The organism is Actinoallomurus acanthiterrae, assembly GCF_054775715.1.
Genome location: NZ_BAAHCO010000001.1, coordinates 2778801 through 2801094, shown reverse-complemented (window position 1 = coordinate 2801094; position 22294 = coordinate 2778801). Strand labels below are relative to the sequence as shown.

28 protein-coding genes are annotated in these 22294 nt (G+C 69.0%); 12 read left to right on the top strand and 16 right to left on the bottom strand.

All coding sequences use genetic code 11. The features are described from left to right. Positions 1-122: 122 nt before the first annotated feature. Both ACYVF7_RS13620 and ACYVF7_RS13615 read left to right on the top strand, forming a co-directional pair. Positions 123-506: a hypothetical protein gene (locus ACYVF7_RS13620; protein ID WP_460339460.1), complete on the top strand. Its 384-nt coding sequence runs from the start codon at positions 123-125 to the stop codon at positions 504-506. 665 nt (positions 507-1171) lie between these two features. Next, a complete protein-coding gene (locus ACYVF7_RS13615) occupies positions 1172-1471 on the top strand; it encodes a hypothetical protein (protein WP_460339458.1) in 300 nt (99 codons plus the stop codon). 190 nt (positions 1472-1661) lie between these two features. Here ACYVF7_RS13615 and ACYVF7_RS13610 read toward each other — a convergent pair whose 3' ends face one another. The 6 genes from ACYVF7_RS13610 to ACYVF7_RS13585 are packed head-to-tail and all read right to left on the bottom strand — an operon-like array spanning position 1662 to position 7481. Next, positions 1662-3197, bottom strand: coding sequence for a sugar ABC transporter ATP-binding protein (locus ACYVF7_RS13610; RefSeq protein WP_460339456.1), 1536 nt, complete (start codon positions 3195-3197; stop codon positions 1662-1664). After that, the gene (locus tag ACYVF7_RS13605; RefSeq protein WP_460339454.1) at positions 3194-4228 is read right to left on the bottom strand and encodes an ABC transporter permease; all 1035 of its coding nucleotides are present in this window, start codon (positions 4226-4228) and stop codon (positions 3194-3196) included. The genes ACYVF7_RS13610 and ACYVF7_RS13605 overlap by 4 nt, the downstream gene beginning before the upstream one ends. Next, positions 4225-4905: an ABC transporter permease gene (locus ACYVF7_RS13600; RefSeq protein WP_460339452.1), complete on the bottom strand. Its 681-nt coding sequence runs from the start codon at positions 4903-4905 to the stop codon at positions 4225-4227. The genes ACYVF7_RS13605 and ACYVF7_RS13600 overlap by 4 nt, the downstream gene beginning before the upstream one ends. Positions 4906-4913: 8 nt before the next feature. Further along, positions 4914-5309 (bottom strand): hypothetical protein, encoded by a 396-nt coding sequence (locus tag ACYVF7_RS13595; RefSeq protein WP_460339450.1) that lies wholly within the window; start codon positions 5307-5309, stop codon positions 4914-4916. Next, the gene (locus tag ACYVF7_RS13590; RefSeq protein WP_460339448.1) at positions 5306-6394 is read right to left on the bottom strand and encodes a mandelate racemase/muconate lactonizing enzyme family protein; all 1089 of its coding nucleotides are present in this window, start codon (positions 6392-6394) and stop codon (positions 5306-5308) included. The genes ACYVF7_RS13595 and ACYVF7_RS13590 overlap by 4 nt, the downstream gene beginning before the upstream one ends. Positions 6395-6419: 25 nt before the next feature. Further along, positions 6420-7481 carry a sugar ABC transporter substrate-binding protein gene (locus ACYVF7_RS13585; RefSeq protein ID WP_460339446.1) on the bottom strand — a complete coding sequence of 354 codons (1062 nt, stop codon included), beginning with the start codon at positions 7479-7481 and terminating at the stop codon, positions 6420-6422. A gap of 210 nt (positions 7482-7691) precedes the next feature. Here ACYVF7_RS13585 and ACYVF7_RS13580 point away from each other — a divergent pair, with 210 nt between their 5' ends. Beyond that, entirely contained in the window at positions 7692-8384 is a 693-nt protein-coding gene (locus ACYVF7_RS13580) for a GntR family transcriptional regulator (protein ID WP_460339445.1), read from the top strand. Positions 8385-8536: 152 nt separating this feature from the next. Here the strand turns inward: ACYVF7_RS13580 and ACYVF7_RS13575 are convergent, their stop codons facing one another. After that, positions 8537-9409, bottom strand: coding sequence for a sigma-70 family RNA polymerase sigma factor (locus ACYVF7_RS13575; protein ID WP_460339443.1), 873 nt, complete (start codon positions 9407-9409; stop codon positions 8537-8539). 135 nt (positions 9410-9544) lie between these two features. Between ACYVF7_RS13575 and ACYVF7_RS13570 the strand changes: the two genes are divergently transcribed. Further along, positions 9545-10000: a carboxymuconolactone decarboxylase family protein gene (locus ACYVF7_RS13570; protein ID WP_460339441.1), complete on the top strand. Its 456-nt coding sequence runs from the start codon at positions 9545-9547 to the stop codon at positions 9998-10000. A gap of 10 nt (positions 10001-10010) precedes the next feature. On the opposite strand, the gene ACYVF7_RS13565 is transcribed toward ACYVF7_RS13570, so the two are convergent. The 3 genes from ACYVF7_RS13565 to ACYVF7_RS13555 form a co-directional block, all read right to left on the bottom strand. Then, positions 10011-10571 carry a DUF4760 domain-containing protein gene (locus ACYVF7_RS13565; RefSeq protein ID WP_460339439.1) on the bottom strand — a complete coding sequence of 187 codons (561 nt, stop codon included), beginning with the start codon at positions 10569-10571 and terminating at the stop codon, positions 10011-10013. A 114-nt stretch (positions 10572-10685) separates the two neighbouring features. Then, positions 10686-11309 (bottom strand): class I SAM-dependent methyltransferase, encoded by a 624-nt coding sequence (locus ACYVF7_RS13560; protein WP_460339437.1) that lies wholly within the window; start codon positions 11307-11309, stop codon positions 10686-10688. Between the two features lie 20 nt (positions 11310-11329). Then, positions 11330-12349, bottom strand: a complete 1020-nt coding sequence (locus ACYVF7_RS13555) for an NAD(P)/FAD-dependent oxidoreductase (RefSeq protein WP_460339436.1) — start codon at positions 12347-12349, stop codon at positions 11330-11332. Between the two features lie 77 nt (positions 12350-12426). Between ACYVF7_RS13555 and ACYVF7_RS13550 the strand changes: the two genes are divergently transcribed. Then, entirely contained in the window at positions 12427-13026 is a 600-nt protein-coding gene (locus ACYVF7_RS13550; RefSeq protein WP_460339434.1) for a helix-turn-helix domain-containing protein, read from the top strand. Between the two features lie 9 nt (positions 13027-13035). Here the strand turns inward: ACYVF7_RS13550 and ACYVF7_RS13545 are convergent, their stop codons facing one another. Then, on the bottom strand, positions 13036-14220 hold the full coding sequence (locus tag ACYVF7_RS13545; RefSeq protein WP_460339432.1) for an MFS transporter: 1185 nt from the start codon (positions 14218-14220) through the stop codon (positions 13036-13038). A gap of 112 nt (positions 14221-14332) precedes the next feature. Here ACYVF7_RS13545 and ACYVF7_RS13540 point away from each other — a divergent pair, with 112 nt between their 5' ends. Continuing rightward, positions 14333-15169 carry a helix-turn-helix domain-containing protein gene (locus tag ACYVF7_RS13540; RefSeq protein ID WP_460339428.1) on the top strand — a complete coding sequence of 279 codons (837 nt, stop codon included), beginning with the start codon at positions 14333-14335 and terminating at the stop codon, positions 15167-15169. Positions 15170-15179: 10 nt separating this feature from the next. Here ACYVF7_RS13540 and ACYVF7_RS13535 read toward each other — a convergent pair whose 3' ends face one another. Next, positions 15180-15605 (bottom strand): hypothetical protein, encoded by a 426-nt coding sequence (locus ACYVF7_RS13535; protein WP_460339426.1) that lies wholly within the window; start codon positions 15603-15605, stop codon positions 15180-15182. Between ACYVF7_RS13535 and ACYVF7_RS13530 the strand changes: the two genes are divergently transcribed. After that, positions 15582-15722, top strand: coding sequence for a hypothetical protein (locus ACYVF7_RS13530; protein WP_460339424.1), 141 nt, complete (start codon positions 15582-15584; stop codon positions 15720-15722). The two genes, ACYVF7_RS13535 and ACYVF7_RS13530, sit on opposite strands and share 24 nt — an antisense overlap. Positions 15723-15977: 255 nt before the next feature. Here ACYVF7_RS13530 and ACYVF7_RS13525 read toward each other — a convergent pair whose 3' ends face one another. Next, the gene (locus tag ACYVF7_RS13525; RefSeq protein ID WP_460339422.1) at positions 15978-17117 is read right to left on the bottom strand and encodes a helix-turn-helix domain-containing protein; all 1140 of its coding nucleotides are present in this window, start codon (positions 17115-17117) and stop codon (positions 15978-15980) included. A 149-nt stretch (positions 17118-17266) separates the two neighbouring features. Here ACYVF7_RS13525 and ACYVF7_RS13520 point away from each other — a divergent pair, with 149 nt between their 5' ends. Next, positions 17267-17632 (top strand): hypothetical protein, encoded by a 366-nt coding sequence (locus tag ACYVF7_RS13520; protein WP_460339420.1) that lies wholly within the window; start codon positions 17267-17269, stop codon positions 17630-17632. A 1-nt stretch (position 17633) separates the two neighbouring features. Further along, complete coding sequence (locus ACYVF7_RS13515; RefSeq protein WP_460339418.1) at positions 17634-17951, top strand: hypothetical protein; 318 nt, start codon at positions 17634-17636, stop codon at positions 17949-17951. Here ACYVF7_RS13515 and ACYVF7_RS13510 read toward each other — a convergent pair. Continuing rightward, positions 17930-18517 carry a CGNR zinc finger domain-containing protein gene (locus tag ACYVF7_RS13510; RefSeq protein WP_460339416.1) on the bottom strand — a complete coding sequence of 196 codons (588 nt, stop codon included), beginning with the start codon at positions 18515-18517 and terminating at the stop codon, positions 17930-17932. The two genes, ACYVF7_RS13515 and ACYVF7_RS13510, sit on opposite strands and share 22 nt — an antisense overlap. 194 nt (positions 18518-18711) lie before the next feature. On the opposite strand from ACYVF7_RS13510, the gene ACYVF7_RS13505 reads away from it, so the two are divergent. The 3 genes from ACYVF7_RS13505 to ACYVF7_RS13495 all read left to right on the top strand — a co-directional run bounded on the left by ACYVF7_RS13505 (position 18712) and on the right by ACYVF7_RS13495 (position 20520). Further along, on the top strand, positions 18712-19167 hold the full coding sequence (locus ACYVF7_RS13505; RefSeq protein ID WP_460339414.1) for a nuclear transport factor 2 family protein: 456 nt from the start codon (positions 18712-18714) through the stop codon (positions 19165-19167). A gap of 118 nt (positions 19168-19285) precedes the next feature. After that, positions 19286-19933, top strand: a complete 648-nt coding sequence (locus tag ACYVF7_RS13500) for a hypothetical protein (protein ID WP_460339412.1) — start codon at positions 19286-19288, stop codon at positions 19931-19933. 2 nt (positions 19934-19935) lie between these two features. Next, a complete protein-coding gene (locus ACYVF7_RS13495) occupies positions 19936-20520 on the top strand; it encodes a TetR/AcrR family transcriptional regulator (RefSeq protein ID WP_460339410.1) in 585 nt (194 codons plus the stop codon). 5 nt (positions 20521-20525) lie between these two features. Here ACYVF7_RS13495 and ACYVF7_RS13490 read toward each other — a convergent pair whose 3' ends face one another. Together ACYVF7_RS13490 and ACYVF7_RS13485 are read right to left on the bottom strand one after the other, a co-directional pair. Next, a complete protein-coding gene (locus ACYVF7_RS13490) occupies positions 20526-21095 on the bottom strand; it encodes a Uma2 family endonuclease (RefSeq protein WP_460339408.1) in 570 nt (189 codons plus the stop codon). A 47-nt stretch (positions 21096-21142) separates the two neighbouring features. Next, on the bottom strand, positions 21143-22129 hold the full coding sequence (locus ACYVF7_RS13485; RefSeq protein WP_460339406.1) for a hypothetical protein: 987 nt from the start codon (positions 22127-22129) through the stop codon (positions 21143-21145). Positions 22130-22294 lie beyond the last annotated feature (165 nt).

The window sequence follows — 22294 nt, the reverse complement described above, 5'->3', positions numbered from 1 at the left end:
TCGGCCATGAAGGCCGCCGGAGTGGCGGGAAAGCTGCTTGCAAAAGGGAGGGCAGAGAAATCAAATCTACTGCTCGATCGATCATCGGAACGTGTGCGGTCGCACTCGCCATCGGTGTCGGCGTGCCGACCGGTGCGAACGCCGCCGTGCGGAGCGCGCCGACCGCCAGGCCGGCGACACAGGCCGGACAGGTCACGATCCAGTACGCGAAGCACTGCGGCAGCGCGCACAAGATCACCGCCTGCACACAGCGAGTCAAGGGCGGCGTGAAGGTCTATGTGACCAACCACACCCGCAAGACCATCAAGGGGTATTTCTACCTCGAGGACGACTACCGCGGCGAGGACTACCACCGCCGCCGTTACAAGGCGATGTCGAGCCTTAAAGCAGGCAAGACGACTACGGGAACGTTCTCGGGCTGCAAGGGCATGTATTTCGGCGGGTACAGCGCGAAGAAGAATTCAGGATCCTACACCGGGCCATTGGCCTTCGGATGTTATGAATGATGCGCGGACGGAGCGCTCGGTAGGCAGGTGAGGACGAGCCGTCCCACGTCCGGGTCACCGGGTGGGACGGCTCGGCATCTTCCAGTGGGGGCTACGCGGGCAGCAGGCCGGGCACGCCCCCACCGCTCAGGATCGCCCGTTTCCGATCAGGAGAACCAGATGTTCGGGCTGGTGGCCTCCGCCTTCACCTTGCCGCTATTGAGGCCGGCGCCGGTATTGTTGTAGGTCATGCCCTTCAGGTGCCCAGCGGCTGACAGAGCTTGCGGTCCCGTTCTCGGCCGTCCAGAGATGGGACCCGGGACGCATGCATTCCGTGATCGGCCGGGAACCGTCGGCGGCCGCGCCGCCATCGCCGGCCGGTTCGACTGCGGCGGCACCGACCACCGCCCTCGCCCAGCCTGAGCGGTCGACCCAGCGCCCCGAAGAGCCGTCCCGTCGCAGAGGATCTCGCAGCGGGGCGGCTCACGCGCGCATGAAGGCGACTAATCCCTATTAATCCACCAAATGAAGATGCAACGACTTACGGAAAGAATGTCGAGTAAATCTTTCTCCAGTCAGCCGGCCGCGTCGACACGGGCGGCATATCTGGGTAATCACCGAAAGGTGGCGATGCCAGGAGCAGACCAGAGCCCTGCTCCGCCAAATACCTGGGGGACAAAATGGGAATGACACGGACGATCCTGGCAGGTGCCGCACTGGCTACCGTGATCACCGGGGCGGCAGCCCCGGCATACGCGGCGACACAGACCCGCGTGCGTCCGCAGCCGAACGTGTCGCGCGCCGAGATTGCCCGGCTGGCAATCGCGGATTTCTTCACTGAAACGCCCGACCGGTTCGGCAGAGTACCGAATGAAGACAGAGGCACCACGGCCGCTAGGGCAGGACTGGCCAACGCCGTCGCCCAAGGCGCCCTTTTTCAGGGTGCCGTCGCCACACACGCCGATGCTTTCAACACTCTGCCCTGACAGGCCGGGAAAACCATATGAACCGCGCCTGAGACGGAGGTTTTCCCCGTCTGACGTGACAGCCCACGGACAGGACGGCGGCGCCGACCGCCGCCCTCGCTCCGTCTGAACCTGCACGATGCGCTCCGCGTCCCGTCTCACCGGAACGGCGCTAAGGGCCGCGGAGCGCGGCGGCACAGCGGCGCGGGATTCACCTCGTCCCCACCGCGGCGCCGTGGATGAGTCGGATGACGGCCTGGCTCATCGGCTCGTACTCATGGTTGTTGGGCACGCCGCCGGCGATCTCGAAGTCGCGCATCACCGTGATGCGGTCGGCGAGAGTGACCATCTCCGAGAGGTCGCTGGTGATCAGCAGGATGGCGAGCCCGTCCGCGGCCAGTCGCCAGATGAGCTGGTGGAAGGCGGCCTTGGTCCGGATGTCGATGCCGACGGTGGGCTCGTCGATGATGAGGATCTCGGTCTTCGCGGCGAGCCACTTGGCGAGGCTGACCTTCTGCTGGTTGCCGCCGGAGAGTTGCCCGGCGAGCTGCCGGGGGCCGGCCGACCGGATGCCGAGCCGTTCGGTGTACTCCCGTACGAGGTCCTGCTCGCGGTGCGGCGGGATGTACCCGAAGGCTCGCCGGATCCGGGCCCACACGGTGACGGCGATGTTCCTCGTCAGCGGCTGGTCGAGGAAGAGCCCTTCCTCTTTGCGGTTCTCCGGCACATAGCCGATGCGGTAGCGGCCCAGTGCCTGGCCCACGTCGTGGATGCGGGCCGGCTCGCCGTGCACGCGGATCGTTCCGGAGACCACCCGATCCAGGCCCAGCAGTGCCTTGGCCAGTTCGGTACGCCCCGCGCCGACGAGCCCGTAGAGGCCCACGATCTCGCCGCGGCGTACGTCGAGGGAGATGTTCCGGTGGCCGGCGGCGGTGGATACCGCGTCCAGTTCCAGTGCCGGGGGGCCGTCGGGGTCGACCGTACGCGGGGTGAAAGCCTCGCTGGTGTGGCTGCGGCCCACCATGAGGCCGACGATCTCGTCCCTGCTGTATTCGGCGACCGGCGCCGCCTCGAGTACGGAGGCGCCGTCGCGCAGCACCGTGACGGTGTCGCAGACGGCGAAGACCTCCTCCAGCTTGTGGCTGACGAGCAGGATCGCGGTGCCCTGGTCCCGCAGGCGCCCGATGACCTCCAGGAGCCGTTCGGTCTCCTGGAGGGTGAGCGCCGAGGTCGGCTCGTCCAGCAACAGCACCCTGCTGTCGGTCGAGAGCGCTTTGGCGATCTCGACCAGCTGGATCTGCGCCGGTGACAGCGTCTTCACCGGGGCGTCGACGTCCAGGTCCACGTCGAGGAGGCCCAGGCATCGGCGGGCCTGCCGGCGCATCTCGTCGCGGTCGACCAGGCGGCCTCGTACCGGGATCTCCCGCAGCGAGATGTTCTCGGCGACGGAGAACTCGGGGATCACGTTGCGCTCCTGGTGGACCACGGAGATCCCGGCCCGTACAGCGTCGTGCGGCGAGGAGAAGACGGCCGGCTTCCCCTGCACCGCGAGGCTGCCGCCGTCCGGCCGGTAGAGCCCGGTCACGACCTTGATGAGGGTCGACTTCCCGGCGCCGTTCTCGCCGAGCAGCGCGTGCACCGATCCGGACTCCATGCGCAGGGTGGCGCCGTCCAGCGCCCGTACGCCAGGGAAGGTCTTGACGAGCCGGTCCGCGAGGAGCGGAGGCGGGGTGGCGTTGTCGGTCACGATGTGCTCCTGGCCGTTGGCACGTACTTGTCCCCGGTGGCCCCGCTTGGTCGTCGTGGCGCGCTCCGGGCCTGCCGCGCCTGCCGGATCCGGCCGATGACGACGGTGCCGAGGACGATGGCCCCCACGGTGAAGTTGACCCAGCTCGGGTCGAGTGAGTACTGCGCACGCGCGACGTCCACGAGGCGGACGATGTACGCGGCGAGCACGGCACCGAGCACGGAGACCGAGCCGCCGGCCAGCGCCGCGCCGCCGATGATGGGGGCGGCGAAGCTGGGCAGCAGCCAGTCCCCTCCGATGCTCTTGTTGACTCCGGGAGCCGAGGCGACGGTGAGGACGGCGGCGATGCCGGTGATCAGCCCGGACAGGGCGTGGGCCACGATGAGGCTGCGGTCGTTGGAGATGCCGGACAGCCGGGCGGCCAGGGGGTTGCCGCCGCTGGCCAGCATGCGGCGTCCGGTCGCCACCCGGCGCAGGAAGAAGGCCAGCAGCCCGGCGATGGCCAGCGCGAGCAAGAAGATCACCGGGATGTTCAGCACCGACATGTCGCCGAACCGGGTCAGGCCGGACGAGCCGAGGTCGATCGTGCGCGTGCCGGCGAGCCGGTACTGCAGACCGCCCAGGATCGTCATCGTCGCCAGGGTGACGATGAACCCGTTGATCCGCGTGGCCACCACCAGCAGTCCGTTGGCCGCGCCGATCAGGGTGCCGGCGGCCAGCGCGAGCAGGATCGCGATCGGGGCGGGCACGCCGTGGTCGGCCATGAGCACGGCGATGGCCACCGCCAGGAAGCCGCCGAGCGCGCCGACCGAGAGGTTCATCTGGCCGACGGCCAGCACCACGAGCTGGGCGAGCCCGATGAGGACGGGGACGGTGAGATAGGTCAGAACGCCGCGGATGGCGTTGCCGTGCAGCAGGCTGCCGTGGGAACCGGCCACGAGGGCCGCGGACCCCAGCACGCCGACGACGAGCAACGTCATCTCGGTGGAGTGGGCGAACCGGGTGGCCCGGCCGCGTACGGAGGCGCTCATCGGGCCGTCGCCGCCCTTCGCGTGACGACCACCGACCTGATGCGGTCGGTGGACAGCGCGAGCAGCAGGATCACGCCGAGGTAGATGTTCAGGCTCTCCAGGCCGATGCCCATGGTGGTGAGCCCTTGATGGATCACCTGGACGAGAGACGTGCCCAGGAGAGTCCCGATCACGGAGACGCCGCCGCCGGTGAGCAGAGTGCCGCCGAGGACCGGGCCGATGAAGGAGGGGATCATGAACTCCGCGCCGATACCCGCGGTGAAGGAGCCGCTCGTGGCGGCGAGCATGAAGCCCGCGAGGGCGGCGAGCGTCCCGGACAGCGCGTGCGCGAAGACGACCCGCCGCCCGGCCGGGATGCCCGACAGCCGGGCCGCGGTGATGTTCGAACCGACGAGGAGCAGTTCGCGGCCCGTCCGGCTCCTGGCGTACAGGTAGCCGGCCAGGAGCATCGCGACGACGGTGAACAGCAGGATCTGCGGCACCGCCGGCGATCCGCAGACGGGGCCCGCGCAGAGGTCCGCCATCGAGTACGTGCGCAGCCCCTCCATGCCGGCGGGCTTCGCCGTGAACGCCGCGGCGGTGGTGAACTGGGAGTAGACCAACGAGACCAGGCCCAGCAGGGCGAAGTCCATCGCCAGGGTGACCACGAACGAGTTCACCCCGGTCGTGCTGATCACCCAGCCGGTCAGGGCCCCGATGCCGGCGCGGCGAGCAGCCCGACCGCCAGTCCGGCGTACAACGGCAGATGCCACTCCTGGTACGCCAGCCCCATGAACATCGCGGAGAAGGCGGCCATGCGCCCGACCGCCAGGTTCATGTGGCCGATCGACAACGCGGCCATCTGGGACAGTCCGACCACGGTGAAGATGGCGATGTCCTGCAGCAGCGGGAAGATGCTGAACTGCTGGTTGTAGAACGAGCTCCGAGCGGAACCGAAGAAGACCACGAGAGCCGCGATCGCCACCAGGAGCCCGATCCGCTGGGACGCCCCTGCCGTCAGCCGGCGAGCGGGCTTCGCCTGCTCCGCGGCCGGGCCGTCCGGCCGGTCGTGCTCGGTCTCGTGGGTCGACGAGGTAGTCATGCCGTTCTCCTGTCGGCCATCGCGTCGCGGTTCCAGGCGATACCCAGTCCCGGCGTGTCAGGGGCGATGGCGTGGCCGTCCTGGATGCGCAGTTCGCCGTGGGTGATGGCGCGCAGTTGCGGGATGTGCTCGACGTAGCGCCCGTTGGGCACCGCGGCGACGAGGCTGACGTGCAGTTCCATCAGGAAGTGCGGGCAGACGTCGACGTTGAACGTCTCCGCGAGGTGGGCGACCTTCAGCCAGGGGGTGATCCCGCCGATGCGAGCCACGTCGACCTGGACGATGGAGGCCGCGCCGCGAGCGAGGTAGTCGCGGAAATGCGCCGGCGAGTAGAGGGACTCGCCGACGGCGACCGGGATGGAGGTCGACCGGGCGAGCGCCACGTGGCCCTCGATGTCGTCGGCGGGAAGCGGCTCCTCGAGCCAGGCCAGGCCGATCGGCTCGAACGCGGCGGCACGGCGGCGCGCCTCGGCGCGGGTCATCGACTGGTTGGCGTCGACCATGATGTCCAGCCCGGGACCGACGGCGTCGCGCACCGCCCGCAGCCGTTCGACGTCCTGCTCGATCCGGGGCTTGCCCACCTTCACCTTGATGCCGGACCAGCCGGCGGCCTGGGAGGCGAGTGCGCCGGTGACGAGGTCGTCGGTGGACAGGTGCAGCCATCCGCCCTCGGTGTCGTACAGCGGCACCTGCGCGCGGAACCCGCCGGCCACCCGCCACAGCGGCTCACCCGCCCGTCTGCACCGCAGATCCCACAACGCGGTGTCCACCGCCGCGAGGGCCAGCGAGGTGATCGCCCCCACCGTGGTGGCCCGGGTGGAGGCGAACAGGTCGTGCCAGAGGTACTCGATCTCCCGGGCGTCCTGCCCCGGCAGGCGAGGCAGGAGATGATCCCGCAGCATCGCCAGCACGGCACTGCCGCCGGTGCCGATCGTGTACGAGTAGCCGAGCCCGGTGTTCCCGTCATCGGTGGTCAGTTCGACGAAGACGGTCTCCTGCTTGAGGAACGCCTGCACCGCGTCGGTGCGCTCGGTCTCGACCTCCACGTCGACCAGGAAGGCGGTCGCTTCGACGATCTTGGTCACGCTGGTCTCCCTCTGTGGGCACATCTCACGAGCAGGACAGGACGGTGTCCTTGAAAGCCTTGAGGAGTTGCTGCGTCTTGGCCTGCCGCTCCTGGTCGTACGTGCTCACGTTGTCGCGGGTGACCACGAAGGAGCCCGAGTCGATCACCGTGCCGGGGTTGCGCACCGTGCATGCCCTGCTCCGCAGTTGACCGAGCGCCCACGACCCGACGTACGCCTGGCCGACCGGATTCTGGGTGACGGTCGCGGCCACGGAGCCGTCGGAGATGCCCGAGAGGATCTTGGGGTCGTCGTCGATGGCGACGACCTTGATGGGCAGCTTGTTGCGCTTCACGCCCGCCGCGGCGGCGACGGCCGGGTTGTAGGCGGTGGTCACGATTCCGGCGATCTGCGTGCCGTGCGCGGTGAGCAGATCGGAGACGGCCCGCTGCGCGGTCTGCAGGTCCGTGTCGACGTCGGTGATCGTCGTGAGGAGTTTGACCTGCCCGTTCGTCTCCGCCACGGCTTTCTTCACGCCGGCGATCCGGCGCTGGGTGTTGGAGTCGACGTTGTTGCCGGTGAGGTGGACCAGGTTCCCGTGGCCGCCCATCGCCTTGATGTCGGCCTGCGCGGCCTTGTACGCGGCCTGCTCCACGTCGGTGGCCAGGCAGAAGTCGGCCTTGTCGACGTCCCCGGCCGGGCAGGATCCCAGCGAGGCCACCGTGGAGCCCTTGGACTTCAGCTCGGCGAAGGTGCTGTTGATGTCGGTCGGCGAGACGCCGAAGATGCCGAACGCGTTGTACCCCTGAGCCGCCAGTGTGTCGAGCAGGCTGTTCTGCTTGGCCTGGTTCCACTCGGCGGTCTCGTTGAAGGTCACCTGGCCGAGCCCGAAGTCGGTCTTGGCCTTCTGCCCGGCCGTCTTCCACGGCTGGAAGTACGGATGCGCGCCACCGGGTACGAGGGCGACCTTCACGTTCGACAGCGGGACCTTGGCCTCCGCGCCCTTCGCGCCCGTGGCGTTCGACGCCCCCCTGGTGCTGCAGCCCGCGAGGGCCACGGCCGACAGACCGGCGACGAGCAGCACCCGTCCGGTGAGTGGACGCTTCATCTGCCATCACCCTTTCCAAGGATCGTATATTTTCCGAGGAGTATGGGTGCGAGATGTGCGCGCGTCAAGGGGCATATACGTCGGTGGCGTGACAGATCGTATAGGATCGTGGAGTAAGTTGATCTGGTGACGCACGTGAACGTCGCCGTCGCGTCGCCGGCGGATCTACCGTCTCGACGGGAGCCGTGAGGTAGATGGAAGGGTGAGGCGATGACGCTGATACAGCCTCGGCAGGTGCTCGCCGACACGGTCTATGAGGCGATCGAGCAGCGGCTCGTCAACCACGACCTCGAACCGGGCGCCAAGCTCAACATCAGCACGCTGGCCCAGGACCTGGACGTCTCGCCGACGCCGGTACGGGAAGCCCTGGCGCGCCTGGAGGCCGACGGGCTGGTCGTCAAACGGCCCCACGCCGGCTACGCCGCCGCACCGCTCATGGGCAGCAAGGACTTCGACGAGCTGTTCGAGATGCGGCTGCTGCTGGAGCCCGCCGCCGCGGGCCACGCCGCCGCCAGGGTCGGCGAGGACGACCTGCGGGCACTCACCGGCACCCTCACCGAGATGCGCAAGGTCCAAGACGGCACCGGCGGCCGGGAGACCCTGCGGCTGTTCGTCCACCAGGACGCGCTCTTCCACGACCTCATCGCGAACTCCGGCGGGAACACCCTGATGGCCGACACCCTGCGGCGCTTCCGCGCCCACACGCACCTGTATCGGCTCTACTTCCGCGAGGGCATCACCGACGCGACGTGCCGCGAGCACGAGCGCATCCTCGACGCCCTGCGCGAAGCGGACGCCGACGCCGCCGCGGCCACCATGCGCACCCACCTTCGCCGTGCCCAACAGCGGCTGCTCCCCACCGTGATCGGCTCCGGACCCGACGCTGCCGACGGCAGCGCCTGACGCATTCGCCGTGGCGGTCGGCCTGTGTAAGGGCAGCACCCCTGCGCATGAAAGTGGTACTGCGAGGTGCATGAAATCGGTACTGTGCGGCGCATGAGATAGGTACTGACCGCATAACCGCCGCACCGATCTGCACCCTCTGGGCCTGAACATCATGCGACCCACGAGGGGACGATCTGGCCCAGCCGGGCCGGGTCGGTCAATCCACGGATCGCGGTGATGACACCGCCCGCGACCGTGAAGGCCATGACCGTGACCGGCCGTCCGCCGATGGTGATGAGAACGCCCGGAACACCGTCCACGAGCACCGGATGCGCCAGCGCGTCCTGACGCGCGCCTATCCTCGACTGGGCCACGACCTCGCCCGCGCCGCGGACGACGACGGTCCCCTTGGGACTCTGTGACCGCAGCTCGACGTCGGGTGCGAGCACGGTCAGCAGCGTCGCGACGTCGCCCCTGCCGGCCGCCGCCAAGAACGCGTCGACGACGTCGCGGGCCGCGGCATGGGCGTCGGCCGTGGGCGTGCCTGATCGCAGCCTCCCCCGGGCCCGGCTGGCCAGCATCTTGGTGGCCGCGGTGCTCCGGCCGAGGATGGCCGCGATCGCGTCGAACGGGACCTCGAAGACGTCGTGGAGCACGAACGACACCCGTTCCGCCGGGGTGAGGGCGTCCATGACGACGTACAGCGCGAGGCCGACGGACTCGGCGAGCACGACCTCCGCCTCGGGATCGATCCGGGAGTCGCCGACCGCCTCCCGCGGGAGCGTGCCGAGGTCGAGCTCGAGGGGCTGCTCGCCCCGCACCCCGCGCCTGCGGAGCGCGTCCAGGCAGATCCGGCCGGTCACCGTGGTAAGCCAGCCGCGCAGGTCCTCGATGCCACCGCGACCGGTCCGCGCGAGCCGCAGCCACGCCTCCTGAACGGCGTCGTCCGCGTCGGCGTGCGAGCCGAGCACGCGGAACGCGATCGCGTGCAGATAGGAGCGCTGGGTCTCGAACTCCGCGGCGAGCTCTTCCTCTTCGGTCATGGTTCTCCTCGGCGTACGGCGGTGCCACTACCAGGACGCGTCGCGCGCCGATGAGGTAACGCCCGGGCCGGCGTTACCTTCCGCCGCGGCCGTACGTCGTAGTGCCGTTCACCGGTCCGAACTCCTGGAGAAGAGATGACAACACGCATCCAGAACGCGGCAAGCCAACCCGACATCACGCAGGGTGTCCAGCACATCTTCAAGGAGGTGTACGCCGGCGGCGTACCGCCTCAGACGCTTGAACTGGTACATCTGCGCGCGAGCCAGATCAACGGCTGCAGCGCCTGTGTCGACGCCGGGGCCATGGGCGCGGCGAAAGCCGGTATCAGTAGCGAGAAGCTGATCGGTCTGGCCGCCTGGTACGAGAACCCGCTCTTCGACGACGCCGAGCGGGCCGCGCTGGCGCTCACCGAGGCCGCGACCCGCCTCTCCGACCGGCCCGGCGCGGTCACCGACGAGATCTGGGCCGAGGCCGCGAAGCACTACGACGAGCGGCAGCTCGGATCCCTGGTGCTCATGGTGGCGATCACCAATTTCTTCAACCGCATCAACACCACCTTCCGGGTGCCCGCCGGCACCAGGTGGGACTGACACCGGGACCTCAGTCGGCGTTCGAGGACCGTCCCGCTCGCCGGATTCCGGAGGACGGGGCGGTCCGTCGTGCCGACTTCAGCTTGAGACCGTAAGCGTCTTCCGGCGGCCAGTTCTCCCTGATCCGGCAGACGAGGTCCTCGAAGAACGTCTGGAAGTCCTTGTCGTTACGGATCTTTCGTTCGTTGAGGATGTAGGGCTCGAGTACTTCCCAGGCCTCGTTCACGCGATAGCCGAGGGTCGAGACCACGAACTTCTCATCGATCATGTCGAAGAAGACGAGGCTTCCGAGGCTGCCGAAGAGCGAGGTCACCTGGATCGCGGGGCGTCGCGCCTCCTGAGGTAGGTGAGTGAAGCCCAGCGACGGATCGTGCTCGTCCGGAAGCACGGTCAGAACATAGTCCCGAGCGTCCTGGAAGTCCGCGGAGCGGTATTCCTGCATGACGTTGAGGGAGACCGGGATCTGATTGGCGTGCCGCATGAAGGTCATCTGACGAAAAAGCAGAACCGTTGATGTAGCTAATGCCGCAACGGACAGAATGAGGCCGGCCACGCTGATGAAAAGGGACACGCTCACCCCACTGTTTAACGCTCGACCTGGGCCATCTCATAGACTCGGCTCAGGCCGGCCACGTTCCCCTCGAGGGGTTACCTGCCGGCAAGATTTCACTACCACACGATGCGCTCAGCGCCTGCGGGCTCGAAGGACGGCGTCGTGAAGGGTGACCTCGTGACCCTCATGGCCGCCGGCCGGTCGGGGCCGCGCGTCGGCGACGACGATGTCCCACCGGTCGGGGTCGAGGTCGGCCGCGATCTCCTCAGCCGTGAAGAACAGCTCTGGTCCGAGCGGGCGCTGGATCGTCTGCAGGTCCGACGGGTGGTGGCCGACGATGAGCAGCGTGCCGCCCGGCGCGACCGCCGCCGCCAGCCGACGGAACAGCGCCGCGCGCGACGCCGCCAGATGCACGTAGTGGGCGGAGACCAGGTCGAACCGGTCCGCGGCGGGCGTCCAGCCGGTCAGGTCGGCCGGTACCCAGTCGATCCGGTCCGCGATGCCGTCGCCGAGGGCTTCGGCGTGTTCTCGGGCGCGGCTGAGCGCGGTGGTGGCGAAGTCAACCGCCGTCACCCGCCAGCCGCGCGAGGCGAGCCAGACGGCGTCGGCCCCCTCGCCGCAGCCCGCGTCCAGTGCCGTGCCGGGCGTCAGATCCCCGGCCTCCGCCACCAGCTGCGCGTTGGGCCGCCCGCTCCAGACCGCCGTACGGCCGCGGTAACGATCTTCCCAGTACCCCTGGTCGAATTCCTCGGACACGACGGGTTCCCTTCCGTGGTTCACAGTCCGTGGCGGCGGTCGCCCGCCACCTCTTCGCAGAGCTCTGCTTCGTTCTCCGCCGAGAACGGGTCCCGGTAGGCGGCGACCGCCCGGCGGGTCTCCTCGGCGATCAGGTCGGCGTTGATCTGGGCTCCCGCGGCGGCACCCTCCGCCGCGGAGGAGACGACCTGGGCGACCGGGTCGGTGACGTTGCCCGCGACCCACACACCGGGCACGTCCGTACGGCCGGTCGCGTCGGCGGGGATGTTCGCGCCGATTCCCATCGGGTGTTCCACCGGCCGCAGTCCGAGCGCGGCCAGGAAGCCGGCGCGCGCCGTCATCCGCGACGCGATCGCCAGCGCCTCGCGGGCGACCACCGTGCCGTCGCTCAGCCGTACTCCCGCGAAACGGTCCTCGACGATCTCCAGGGAGGCCACCTCGCCGTCCACCACGCCGATGCCGCGCGCGGCCAGCTGCTCCGTCTCCTCTGCGGTCGGTGGCGTGGTGTGGGAGAAGAACATGACGTCGTCGCTCAGCTGCCGGAACATCATCGCCTGGTGCACCGACATCGGCCCGGTGGCCAGCACGCCGATGGCCTGGTCCCGGACCTCCCAGCCGTGGCAGTACGGGCAGTGCACGACCTCCCGCCCCCAGCGAGCGCGCAGTCCCGGTATGTCCGGCAGCTCGTCGACCAACCCGGTGGCGACCAGCAGCCGCCGCGCACGGACCGTCCGGCCGTCGGTCAGCGTCACCGCGAACCCGTCGTCCTCGCGGACCACGCTCTCGACCTCGCCGGGCACCACCTGGCCGCCGTAGCCGCGCACCTCCGCCCGACCGCGTTCCAGCAGCTCCGCCGGTGGCATCCCGTCCCGCGACAGGAACCCGTGCACGCCCGCCGCCGGGGCGTTGCGCGGGGAGCCCGCGTCGATCACCACCACCGACCGCCGTGAGCGAGCCAGCATCAACGCCCCGCTCAGTCCGGCCGCACCACCGCCGATGACCACCACGTCATAGCCGTCCCTCAGCTGATCGATCACCATGACCACCTCCAGGAATGACAATGCGGCCCCGTCGACGATTTCCGCAAACTCCGTTGCCGATATGGCAAACTGGCCACATGGACGACGACCTCGACCAGACGCTCACCGCGGTCGGACCCCGGCTGCGTACGCTGCGCCGGCAGCGCGAGACCACCCTGACGGACCTGTCGGCGGCGACCGGCATCTCGGTGAGCACGCTGTCCCGGCTGGAGTCCGGCGCGCGCCGGCCCACCCTGGAGCTGCTGCTCCCCCTGGCCAAGGCGTACGGCGTCACGCTCGACGAGCTCGTCGACGCCCCGCCGACCGGAGACCCGCGCGTCCACCTGCGCCCGGTCACCGGCCACGGCATGACCATGCTGCCGCTGACCCGCCGCGCCGGGGGCATCCAGGCGTACAAGCTGATCATCCCCGCCGACAGCTCCCGCCGGGAACCCGAACTGCGGACCCACGAGGGCTACGACTGGCTCTACGTCCTCAACGGACGCCTACGGCTCGTCCTCGGCGACCAGGACCTGGTCCTCTCACCCGGTGAGGCCGCCGAGTTCGACACCCGCGTACCGCACTGGTTCGGCGCGGTCGGCGCCGAACCGGTGGAGTTCCTCAGCCTGTTCGGCACCCAGGGCGAACGCGCCCACCTCCGTGCCCATCCCAAGTCCAAGGACCGGCCCGAGCGATGACCGTACGGTTCATTTCAAGCTCAGAGTTCGCACCGTGCCCCGACCGGCCACCATCGCGACGACCGCCTGGCCGGCCGCAGCGCCGCACATCAGGATGATCGGTGCGTGCCAGCCGGTACTGACGGTGTGCAGCAGCCCGAAGATCACCGGTCCTGCGGCGGCCAGCAGGTAACCGATCAACTGCGCCATCGCCGACAACGCGCCCGCCACGGTCGCGTCCTGGGCGCGCAGACTGAAGAAGGCCAACGCGAGCACCAGGCAGGCTCCGCCGCCCAACCCGAGGACGACACTCCACAGCAACGCCCATCCCGGCGCCACCAAGAGTCCGAGGTAGCCGGCGAGTACGACCGCCGAGCTCACCGCCGCCAGCGCGCGTTGGTCACGCGCCCACCGCAGCGCGGCGGGCACCGCCAGGCTGGTCAACACCGCGACCGCCTGGAACAGGAACAGCAGCCATCCCGCCGCGGCCGCGCTCACTCCACTGTCCTGGAGCACCTGAGGCAACCACGTCACGACGACGTAGAAACCCAGCGACTGCAATCCCATGAACGCCGTGACCGCCCACGCCAGCCCCGATCCCCACGGCAACCGATGTCCGCGAATCGCCTCCGCGACCGGCCGCGGAGTCCGCATCTGTGGGAGCCACAGCACGACGGCCACCAGCGCGAGCACGATCCAGCAACCCAACGCGGTGCGCCAACCGCCCGGGGCGACCTGGCCGATCGGCACCGCCACCCCGGAGGCCACCGCGGCGACACCCCCCATCACCGTGGCGTACGCGCTGGTCAGCAGTCCCACTCTGGTCGGGAAATCGCGCTTGATCAGGCTGGGCAGCAGCACGTTTCCCACGGCGATCCCCGCTCCGATCAGCACGGTTCCCACGAACAGAGCGGTTGCCGTCGGTACCCACCGGACCGCGATCCCCAGCGTCAGCACCACGAGCGCACCGCCGAGGAGCCGCTCGGGTCCCCATCGCCCGGCCAGTCGCGGAACCATCGGAGACAGCGCCGCGAACGCCAGCAAGGGCAGCGTGTTCAGCAGGCCCGCGACGGCCGGGGCCAACCTCAGATCGGCCTGCACGCGATCCAGCAACGGCCCTACGCCGGTCAGGCTCGCCCGTAGGTTCGCCGCCACCACCAGCAACCCCCACACCAGCAATGCCTGACCGGAACGTCGCCTCGACCTGTTCTCCATGCCCATCACGATCGAGCCGCGCCGTCGCGACAACCAGGCCGTGCTCAGGCTGGCCCCCAGGGGGCCAGCCTCGGCACTACGCGACCAGCGGGCAGCGCCGTACGCTCACGGCATGGGTTCGCCGTTGGGGAAGTTCGTCCGAGCCAAACGCGACAGCATCCAGCCGGAGTCCCTGGGACTTCCGGACCGCGGCCACCGCCGGTCACCGGGTCTACGCCGCCTGGACCTCGCCACGCGGGCCGGCATCAGCGTCGAATACCTGACCCGCATCGAGCAGGGCCGCGACCGCAACCCGTCGACGGCGGTCATCAACGCGCTCGCCGACGCGCTCAGCCTCGCCCCCTCCGAACGCAACCACCTGCGCTACCTCGCGAAGATCACCGGCGACGGATGTTCCGCCCACATCCGGCCCGTACCACCGCCCCGACAGGTGCGACCGTCCGTCCTGAAGACACTCCGCCTCCTCGAACCGGGCATCGCCATCGTGACGAACCGGCTGGGCGACGTCCTCGCCCACACCAGCGGCTATGAGTCGGTCACCAGCGGAACCGGACTACTCGACGCCACCCCGCCGAACCTCACCCGCTACGTCTTCACCGACCGCCGCGCCCGGACGTTCTTCACCGACTGGAACGACATCGCGGACGAGCAGGCCTTCGACCTGTGGCTCGCACCATCCGTCGAGAACCTCGAGTGGCTCACCGCCGAGCTCACCCCCGTCGCCGGCCCCGACCTCACCCGCCGCCTGAACCGCCACGTGGTGCCGCGACGTGGAACTCTCCGGCTCAACCACCCGGCCGGGCACGAGCTTCAACTGCTTCGCGAGACGCTCGAACTCTCCGCGGACGCCCAACAACTCGTCGTCTTCCTTCCCGCGGACGAACAAACGGCCCAGGCCATCGACCGACTCCACCGCTCGCCCCACGGCCGGCTCCGGTCCATCTCATGACACCCCGAGATCAGAGTTCGATGACTCCCCATCCGTAGTGGATCGTGACGCCGTCGATCCGAACGGGATGGCCGACCGGAAGAGGTTCGGTCGGCAAGGGCGGGATCGCGACGGCATCCCAGTCCAACGAGCCGTCGGCGGATGGCACCACGGCGCCCAGGCTGGTGGTGCTCAGCCTCTCGCCGGCCGTGCAGACGGACAGTTCGTAGATGTGAAAACTCGAGGGGGCGCAGTCGGCCAGCCACGCGTCGCACGCCCATCGCAGCTCGTGCGGATCGGCGACGACCAGTCGCTCCCGCCGCCCATCGGTCCCACTCCAGTATTCGCCTTGCACGAGGTAGTAGCTGTATCCGTCTACTTCTGCCGCATCGAGTCGGCCCTGAATCGCGGCAAGCCCCGCACGGGCGGCGGGATGTTCCGGGTCGGCGCGCAGCACCCGCTCGTAGAGTTCCCGCGCCTCTTCGCGCTTGCGGCCGATGTCGCCCGTGACTTCCTCGTCCTCGGGAAACTCCTCGTCTTCGTCATCGGACTCGTCGTCGCCGTCTTCGAATGAGCTGCCGTCGACCTGCTGAGCGAGCCGGCCAGCAGGACGGCTGCTTCGGCGTCATCGGGGCGCGCGGCGACCGCGGAGCGAAGCCATCGTTCGCACGGCAACGTTCCGTCGGCGTCGCCCTCGAGATCGAGCAGGCCGAGCAGCCGCCCGAACTCGCGGGCGGCATCAGGGTCTCCCGCATTAGCGGCGACACGCGACCTGCTGAACGAATCCTCAACGACCGACATGCCGCCGCATCGTACTGTTTCCGAGCCGTCAGGCCTTCGCTGAAGGCTGGACGGCCCGCAGTTGCTCACGCGCGTCCCGCATCTCCGGAACGTTCGCCCAGCGAGCGGTGCCCGCGATGATTTCATTCACCTTCTGATCGAAGTGAGAAGACGTGATCAGCGGGCCGACGTGTGCCAGGGCACTCATCCGATCGGCCGCCTTGAGCGGATCGGAAGCACGCAGCGCTGCCTGCGCGCTTTCACCGAGCCACAAGCCGCGAGAAAGCTGCCTGCCCTCGACTAGATTCATCACCTCGTCCATAGAACGCGCTGCTTCTTCGTGACGCCCGAGGCGACTGAGGGCGACACCGGAGTTGCCCACGATCGCCAACATCGTCTCCCAAGAGAAGCCGTCGAGACCCCGTGCGACATCGAGTAGTTGCCGCGACCGTCGTTCCTTTCCGTGCGCGTGTGCCATTGCGAGGCTCAGCCCGAGCCTGATGTTGAGCCGCGCCTTGCGCTCATTGGTCAGTTCCGGAAGAGCCAGACCACGCTGCGCATACATGGCCGCTCGCCGGTAATCGCCGCGAGAGGTGCTGATCTGACTCAGGCTCTCATATGAATGGGCAATGGCATCGATGTCATCCGACCTCTGCGCCAGGACCAGCGCCAGACGCCCGGCGTTATCGGCCCTTTCAAGGAACCGAGCGTCATAGAGCACGAAGGAAGCGGTGCGTGCCAGGCCGGAGGACGCCACTTGGAGATTCCGATCGCGCACATTGATCGCTTGCGCGATCTTATTCAGATGCCGAGAAGCAGTCGCAACGAGCGGCACACCGCCTATCTCGTAGCGCGTGCGATTAAGCCGCGCCGCAAGAGCGCGCACATATTCCGAATCCTTGTAGGGACTGGCTTTCGCCGACGGCACGAGCGTGACGGACGCCGCTGCGGCGATGAATGATCTCCGCTTCACCGGATCGTCTTCCTCCCCTATGGGCGTTATGCGCAGCTCCCAGCCTACGCGCGCTAGAAGCCGACTTGCCTTAATGATCCCTGTATCGCGCTGTTCGCGCGAGACCTGCGAGACCCAGACCTGGGAGACGCCCAGCTCGCGGGCGAGTTCCGTCTGAGTCCACTCGCGGTTTTTCATGATCAATTTAAGGGCTTGACCCAGGCTCCGCGCTTCCACGGCCGCAGGCTATAGCCGATCGCGATGGCGCACTACCCGATTACTGATAGTGGCCGAAACGATGAGTCAACAGCAGACACGACCGGGAGTGATCGAAATGGAAAATGTCGATCTCGCCGGTCGGAGTGGGTGATCGAAAGGCGGTATCGGTGCACGGAGAAGATCCGGACGCCGCGACGTCCATGGACCGGGCCCAACTGGTCAAGGCCCGGCTGGACGAGTTGGGCGCGGCCCTGACCGAACGCGGCCTGACCGTACGGATCGGCGCCGGGGCACTGGTGGCGTGGAACCCCGCGGCGTCACAAACTGACGACCCGACGGGCAGGTCCATGAACCCCGGCCTGTCACAGTACGTAGCGCTGTGCGGGCACGAGGACGGGTCGCTCCAGTGGTACTGGTGCTGGACGGGTCCGACGCGGGACGCGCCACTGGAGACGGAGCACATGTGCGCCGCCGAGGAGATCGAGTACGCGGCTGATCTCATGGCGAAGGTGCTCCGCGTCGAAGACGACTGACGTGGAGCCCACCGGCTTCCAGGGCCCGACGGGCGGCGGCGTTCAGGATCGGCCCCCAGAGCGACGAACCGACCCGTCGGCGGCCGAGACCCGCGTCGATCAGCTGGGCTTCGTCCCGCGAGCGGACCCGTACGGGACCGACGCGGGGCCATGGCTGGCCCGCCTGCGCTGGGAGTTCCCGCACTGGGGCTTCATCCACGATCCCTTCGCACACGTATGGATCGCCGTACGAGGGCGCGGCCGTACAGAAGTAGCGGGGACCGCCTTCGAGCTGCGCGAGAGGCTGACGGCGGCGTCTCAGGAGCGGTGGCGTCGGTAGTGTCGCGCCGCGCGCACCCGGTTGCCGCAGGCGGTGGAGCACCATTCGCGGCGCGGGTGGTCCTTGACGAAGTACAAGACGCATCCGGGGGCGTAGCAGGCGCGCAGGCGCTCCTGGTCCGGGCCGGTGAACAGGTCGACGGCCTCCGCGGCGACGGCCGACAGTGATCGTTCCGCCGCGGACTCGGTACCGGTCGACCAGCGTCGCAGGCGACCGTCCTTCACACTCAACTGCGGCCACGTGGTGGCCCGGGTGACCGCCTGGTTGAGGTCGGCGACGGCCTGCTCGACATCTTCGGTCGGAGAGGCCGCCGCCTCCCGGGAGTCCTCGGTGAGGAGTGCGGCGAGGCGGCGCAGAGCGTCCCGGAGCGAGCGGAGCGCCTCGACGTCCCGCCGGTCGATCGACGCGTCGCCGTCGGCGTCGTCGCCGATCGCCCGCAGCCACGCTCGCAGGTCGTCCGCGGTACGGAGCGCGTCGTGCACGCCGGCGCGGTCGGCCCAGATCGTGTTCATGAGACGCACGGGCGCCGGCTCGTCCGGCAGCATCAGCGCGAATTCCTCGCTCACGACACCTCCTCCTACCAACGGTCGACCGTGACGACGGCCACCATCCCGACAACTCTAACGCGTCAAACGACTTGCATCCGTTAGATCGCCATGCTTCACTTCTAACGTAAGCACGGCAATTCAACCATTAGAAATACGCTCGAGGTCGACATCGACTTCCCGGTCGTCACGGCCTGACCAGAGGAGGAGACATCATGAGCCGTCCGCCCGTACCTCCCTTCACCGAGGAGACCGCGCGGCAGAAGGTCCAGGCCGCCGAGGACGCCTGGAACACCCGGGACCCCGAACGGGTCGCCGCCGCGTACACGCCGGACTCGGTCTGGCGCAACAGGTCCGAGTTCGTCACCGGCCACGACGAGATCGTGGCGTTCCTGACCCGCAAGTGGGAGCACGAGCAGGAGTACGCCCTGCGCAAGAGCCTCTGGACGTTCACCGACGACCGCATCGCGGTCCGCTTCCAGTACGAGTGCCGGGACGCCTCCGGTCAGTGGTGGCGCAGCTACGGCAACGAGCAATGGGAGTTCGACGCGGAGGGCTACATGCGCCGCCGCGAGGCCAGCATCAACGACGTGCCGATCACGGCGGACGAGCGGCGGATCTTCGGCCCGCGCGGCGACGACGAACGGGACCACGACATCCCCTTGCGGTAGGCGGCGGAACCGGTCGGCGAAAGCGGCCTCTTGCGGAGCAAAGTTAATCCAACTAACTTGAAGTTAGTCGGATTAACCACTGCACGGATTACCCCGTGCATCGCCCAGGGAGTACGCAATGAACGTCTCGGCCACCGCCCCCGCCCGGCCCCGCCGCCTGCTCACCGTTCCCGCCGTCACCGGCGTCGCCTACGCGCTGTCCTGGGTCGCCGGGCTGTCCGTCGGGGCGCCGAGCCCGAAGCTCGACGCGTCGGGAAGCGAGATCGTCTCCGCCATCGCGGGGCACGGGGGCGTCGTGGCGACCCAGTTCACCCTCACCGAGGGCCTGCCCGCCGCGGGCCTGGCGATCGTCTCGGTGCTGCTGGCCAAGGCCGTCTCCCGTTCGGGCGCGGCCACCGCCGCCAGGGTCATCGGAGTCGCCGGGGTGGTCGCCGCGACCATCTCGCTGGTGCAGTTCGTGCTCGGCCTCGCGCTGTCGCGGGCGACCGCGCCCGGCACCGCGCACCTGCTGTTCCAGGCCGGCGACCGGCTGGACGGGGTCAAGATGCTCGCCCTGGCCGTCGTCGGCGCCGCCACCGCCGCGTCGGGCGCGCTCCCCCGCTGGCTGCGCTGGACGGGAGCCGCCCTCGCCGTCTCTATCGCGGCCAGCGGCGTCGTCTACCTGTTCCTCCTGCAGAGCCTGTCCCTGCTGGCCGCCCCCGCCCTGATCCTGCTGCTGGTCTTCATCACCGGCACCGGCATCGCGCTCGGACGATACGGTCGATGACCATGCCCCGCGTTGGACTCACCCCCGACCGCATCGTCGCCGAAGCGGCGGCCGTCGCCGACGAGGTGGGCCTGGACCGGCTCACCCTCGCCGCGGTCGCCCAGCGGTGCCACGTCTCGCTCCCCGGCCTGTACAAGCACGTCAGCGGACTCGAAGCCGTCAAGCGAGACGTCGCCCTCCTGGGCATTCGTGAGCTCACCGACGCCCTGACCAGGGCCGCCGTCGGGCTGACGGGCCAGGAGTGCCTCCGCGCCGTCTCCAAGGCCTACCGGAGCTACGCACTCGCCCACCCGGGCCGCTACGCCGCGAGCGTGCAGGCCCCGACACCCGGAGATCAGGAGTACACCCACGTGAGCGACCAGGCCGTCGCCGTCGCCGCGGCAGCCCTGAGCGGGTACGGGCTGGAAGGCTCAGAGCTGATCCACGCGATCCGCATGTGGCGTACGGTCTGCCACGGCCTCGTCTCCCTCGAGGCGGCCGGCGGCTTCGGCCTCCCCGAGTCCCTGGACGCCACGTTCGACCATCTCATCAACGCCCTCGACACCGCCTACCGCGACCTGGCGTCCCGGCAGATCCCGTCCCGGTGACCCGATCAGAGGCGACGGCCGATCAGCCGCGCCGGGTCGAACTCGACCGGGAACGGCTCGGTCAGCTTCACGCTCTGCCCGGCGTCCACGTGCGCGACACTGACGTAGGCCCCGTCCCGCAGGCTGAGCACCTCGACGTACGGCGGGTTCGCCCCGATCAGCTCGATCCGGAGGAAGATCGGAATACCGGCGGCCGCATAGATGCGCGGCTTGTCCTGGTAGTCCCGGCGGCGGTTGCCCGGACTCACGATCTCGGCCGCGAGGTACGTCTGCTCGGGGAGCAGCGCGGCCGTCTCGGAACGGAGCGTTTCAAAGTCACTGACCACGACGTCCGGGATCGCGACCTCGGTCGCCGTGCGTACGGCGAGCGTCTGAACGGCCTCCATGTCGTCCGGTGCCGCGTCATCCAGGATCTGTACCAGTCGCGCGGCGCAGACCTGATGCTTGGACACCGGCGGCGGGCTCACCACGAAAGCCCCGTCGATGAGCTCGACTCGCGGCCCGGCGATCTCGGGAAGGTTCAGCCAGTCCGCGACGGTGTAATGGCCGTACTGCGCAATCGCTGGGAACGACAAGGGCGCGCCTTTCGCACTGCACTCAAACACCAACTGTGATTATCCGATCACGATAACCGGACAGTGCGGGATCGTCGGGCGGCGACGATGACGAGGATGACGGCGGCGAGGGCGAGGACGGCGTTCATGACGTAGTCGGCGGTTCTCTTCGGGCCCGACTCAGGGCGCATGCCGATGCCCACCCACGCGTAGGTGAGGAGGGCGCCCGAGGCGAGGGCGAGCCGGTGCGCCCGGCCCCAGCCCCGCTGCCGGGACCATCGGGCGCCGATCACGGCGATCGCGACGACGAGCAGCGCTGCCACTGCGGCGACGCTCCACCAGCCCGGCAGGCCCTCGGTCATCATGAACGCGCCGGAAGCGACGAAGGCGACGACCCCGACGGCCGGCGGCGGCGGCGCGGTGCCGGGGAGCGCGCTCGCGGGTCGGCTGCGGAAGGCCACCACGACCAGTATGACGATGGCGGCCACGGTGCCGAGCAATTGCGCGGGCGCGGCGAAGAAGTGCTCATCGTGGTAGCTGCCCCAGGTGACCAGCGCGACGCCGGCGACGAAGAGGGCTGCGGTGACGCCCAGGCCGGTCCGGCCGAGCCAGGGCTTCTCGGCACGTTCGGGCACAAGGGCCTCGATCAGCGTTATGCCGACGTTGGTGCTCCACACGGCGTGCATGGTGAGGACGCCGATCGTCAGCCAGCCGCCCATCCCGAGCGCCGGTATGTAGGTGTCGCCCATCGTGTCGTTGCCGGCGTAGAACCGGTGGAACAGCATCTGGTCCGCCAGGCCCTCCTCGACGAGCCCGTACGCGACGCCGAGGATGAGCATGGTCGTCGGTCCGCGCCCGGCCCGCCGGGCGGTCTCGCGGATGAGCAGGGCGCCGCTGCCGTACATGAGGCCGAGGAGGGGGAAGGCGGCGACCGCCTCTCCGAGCCGTTGATTGCCCAGGAGCAGCTCCCCGATGGCCGGGGCGAGGAAGAACAGCGCGACGGCCGGAGCGACACGCCGCCTCAGAGAGTGCTCGGTGTTCGCTCGTCCGCTCATGTCCGTGCTCCGGCAGCAGGCACCATCGGCTGGTCGTACGGCTTGTCCGTCATGGCGACGATCCTCGCCAGGTGGGGATCGGCGCCGATAGCGGCGATGGTCTAGGGCCCCGGTTCTTCGGTCGACGCGGGTTCGCCGGAGGGCGTAAGGCCGGTGCGACCGCGG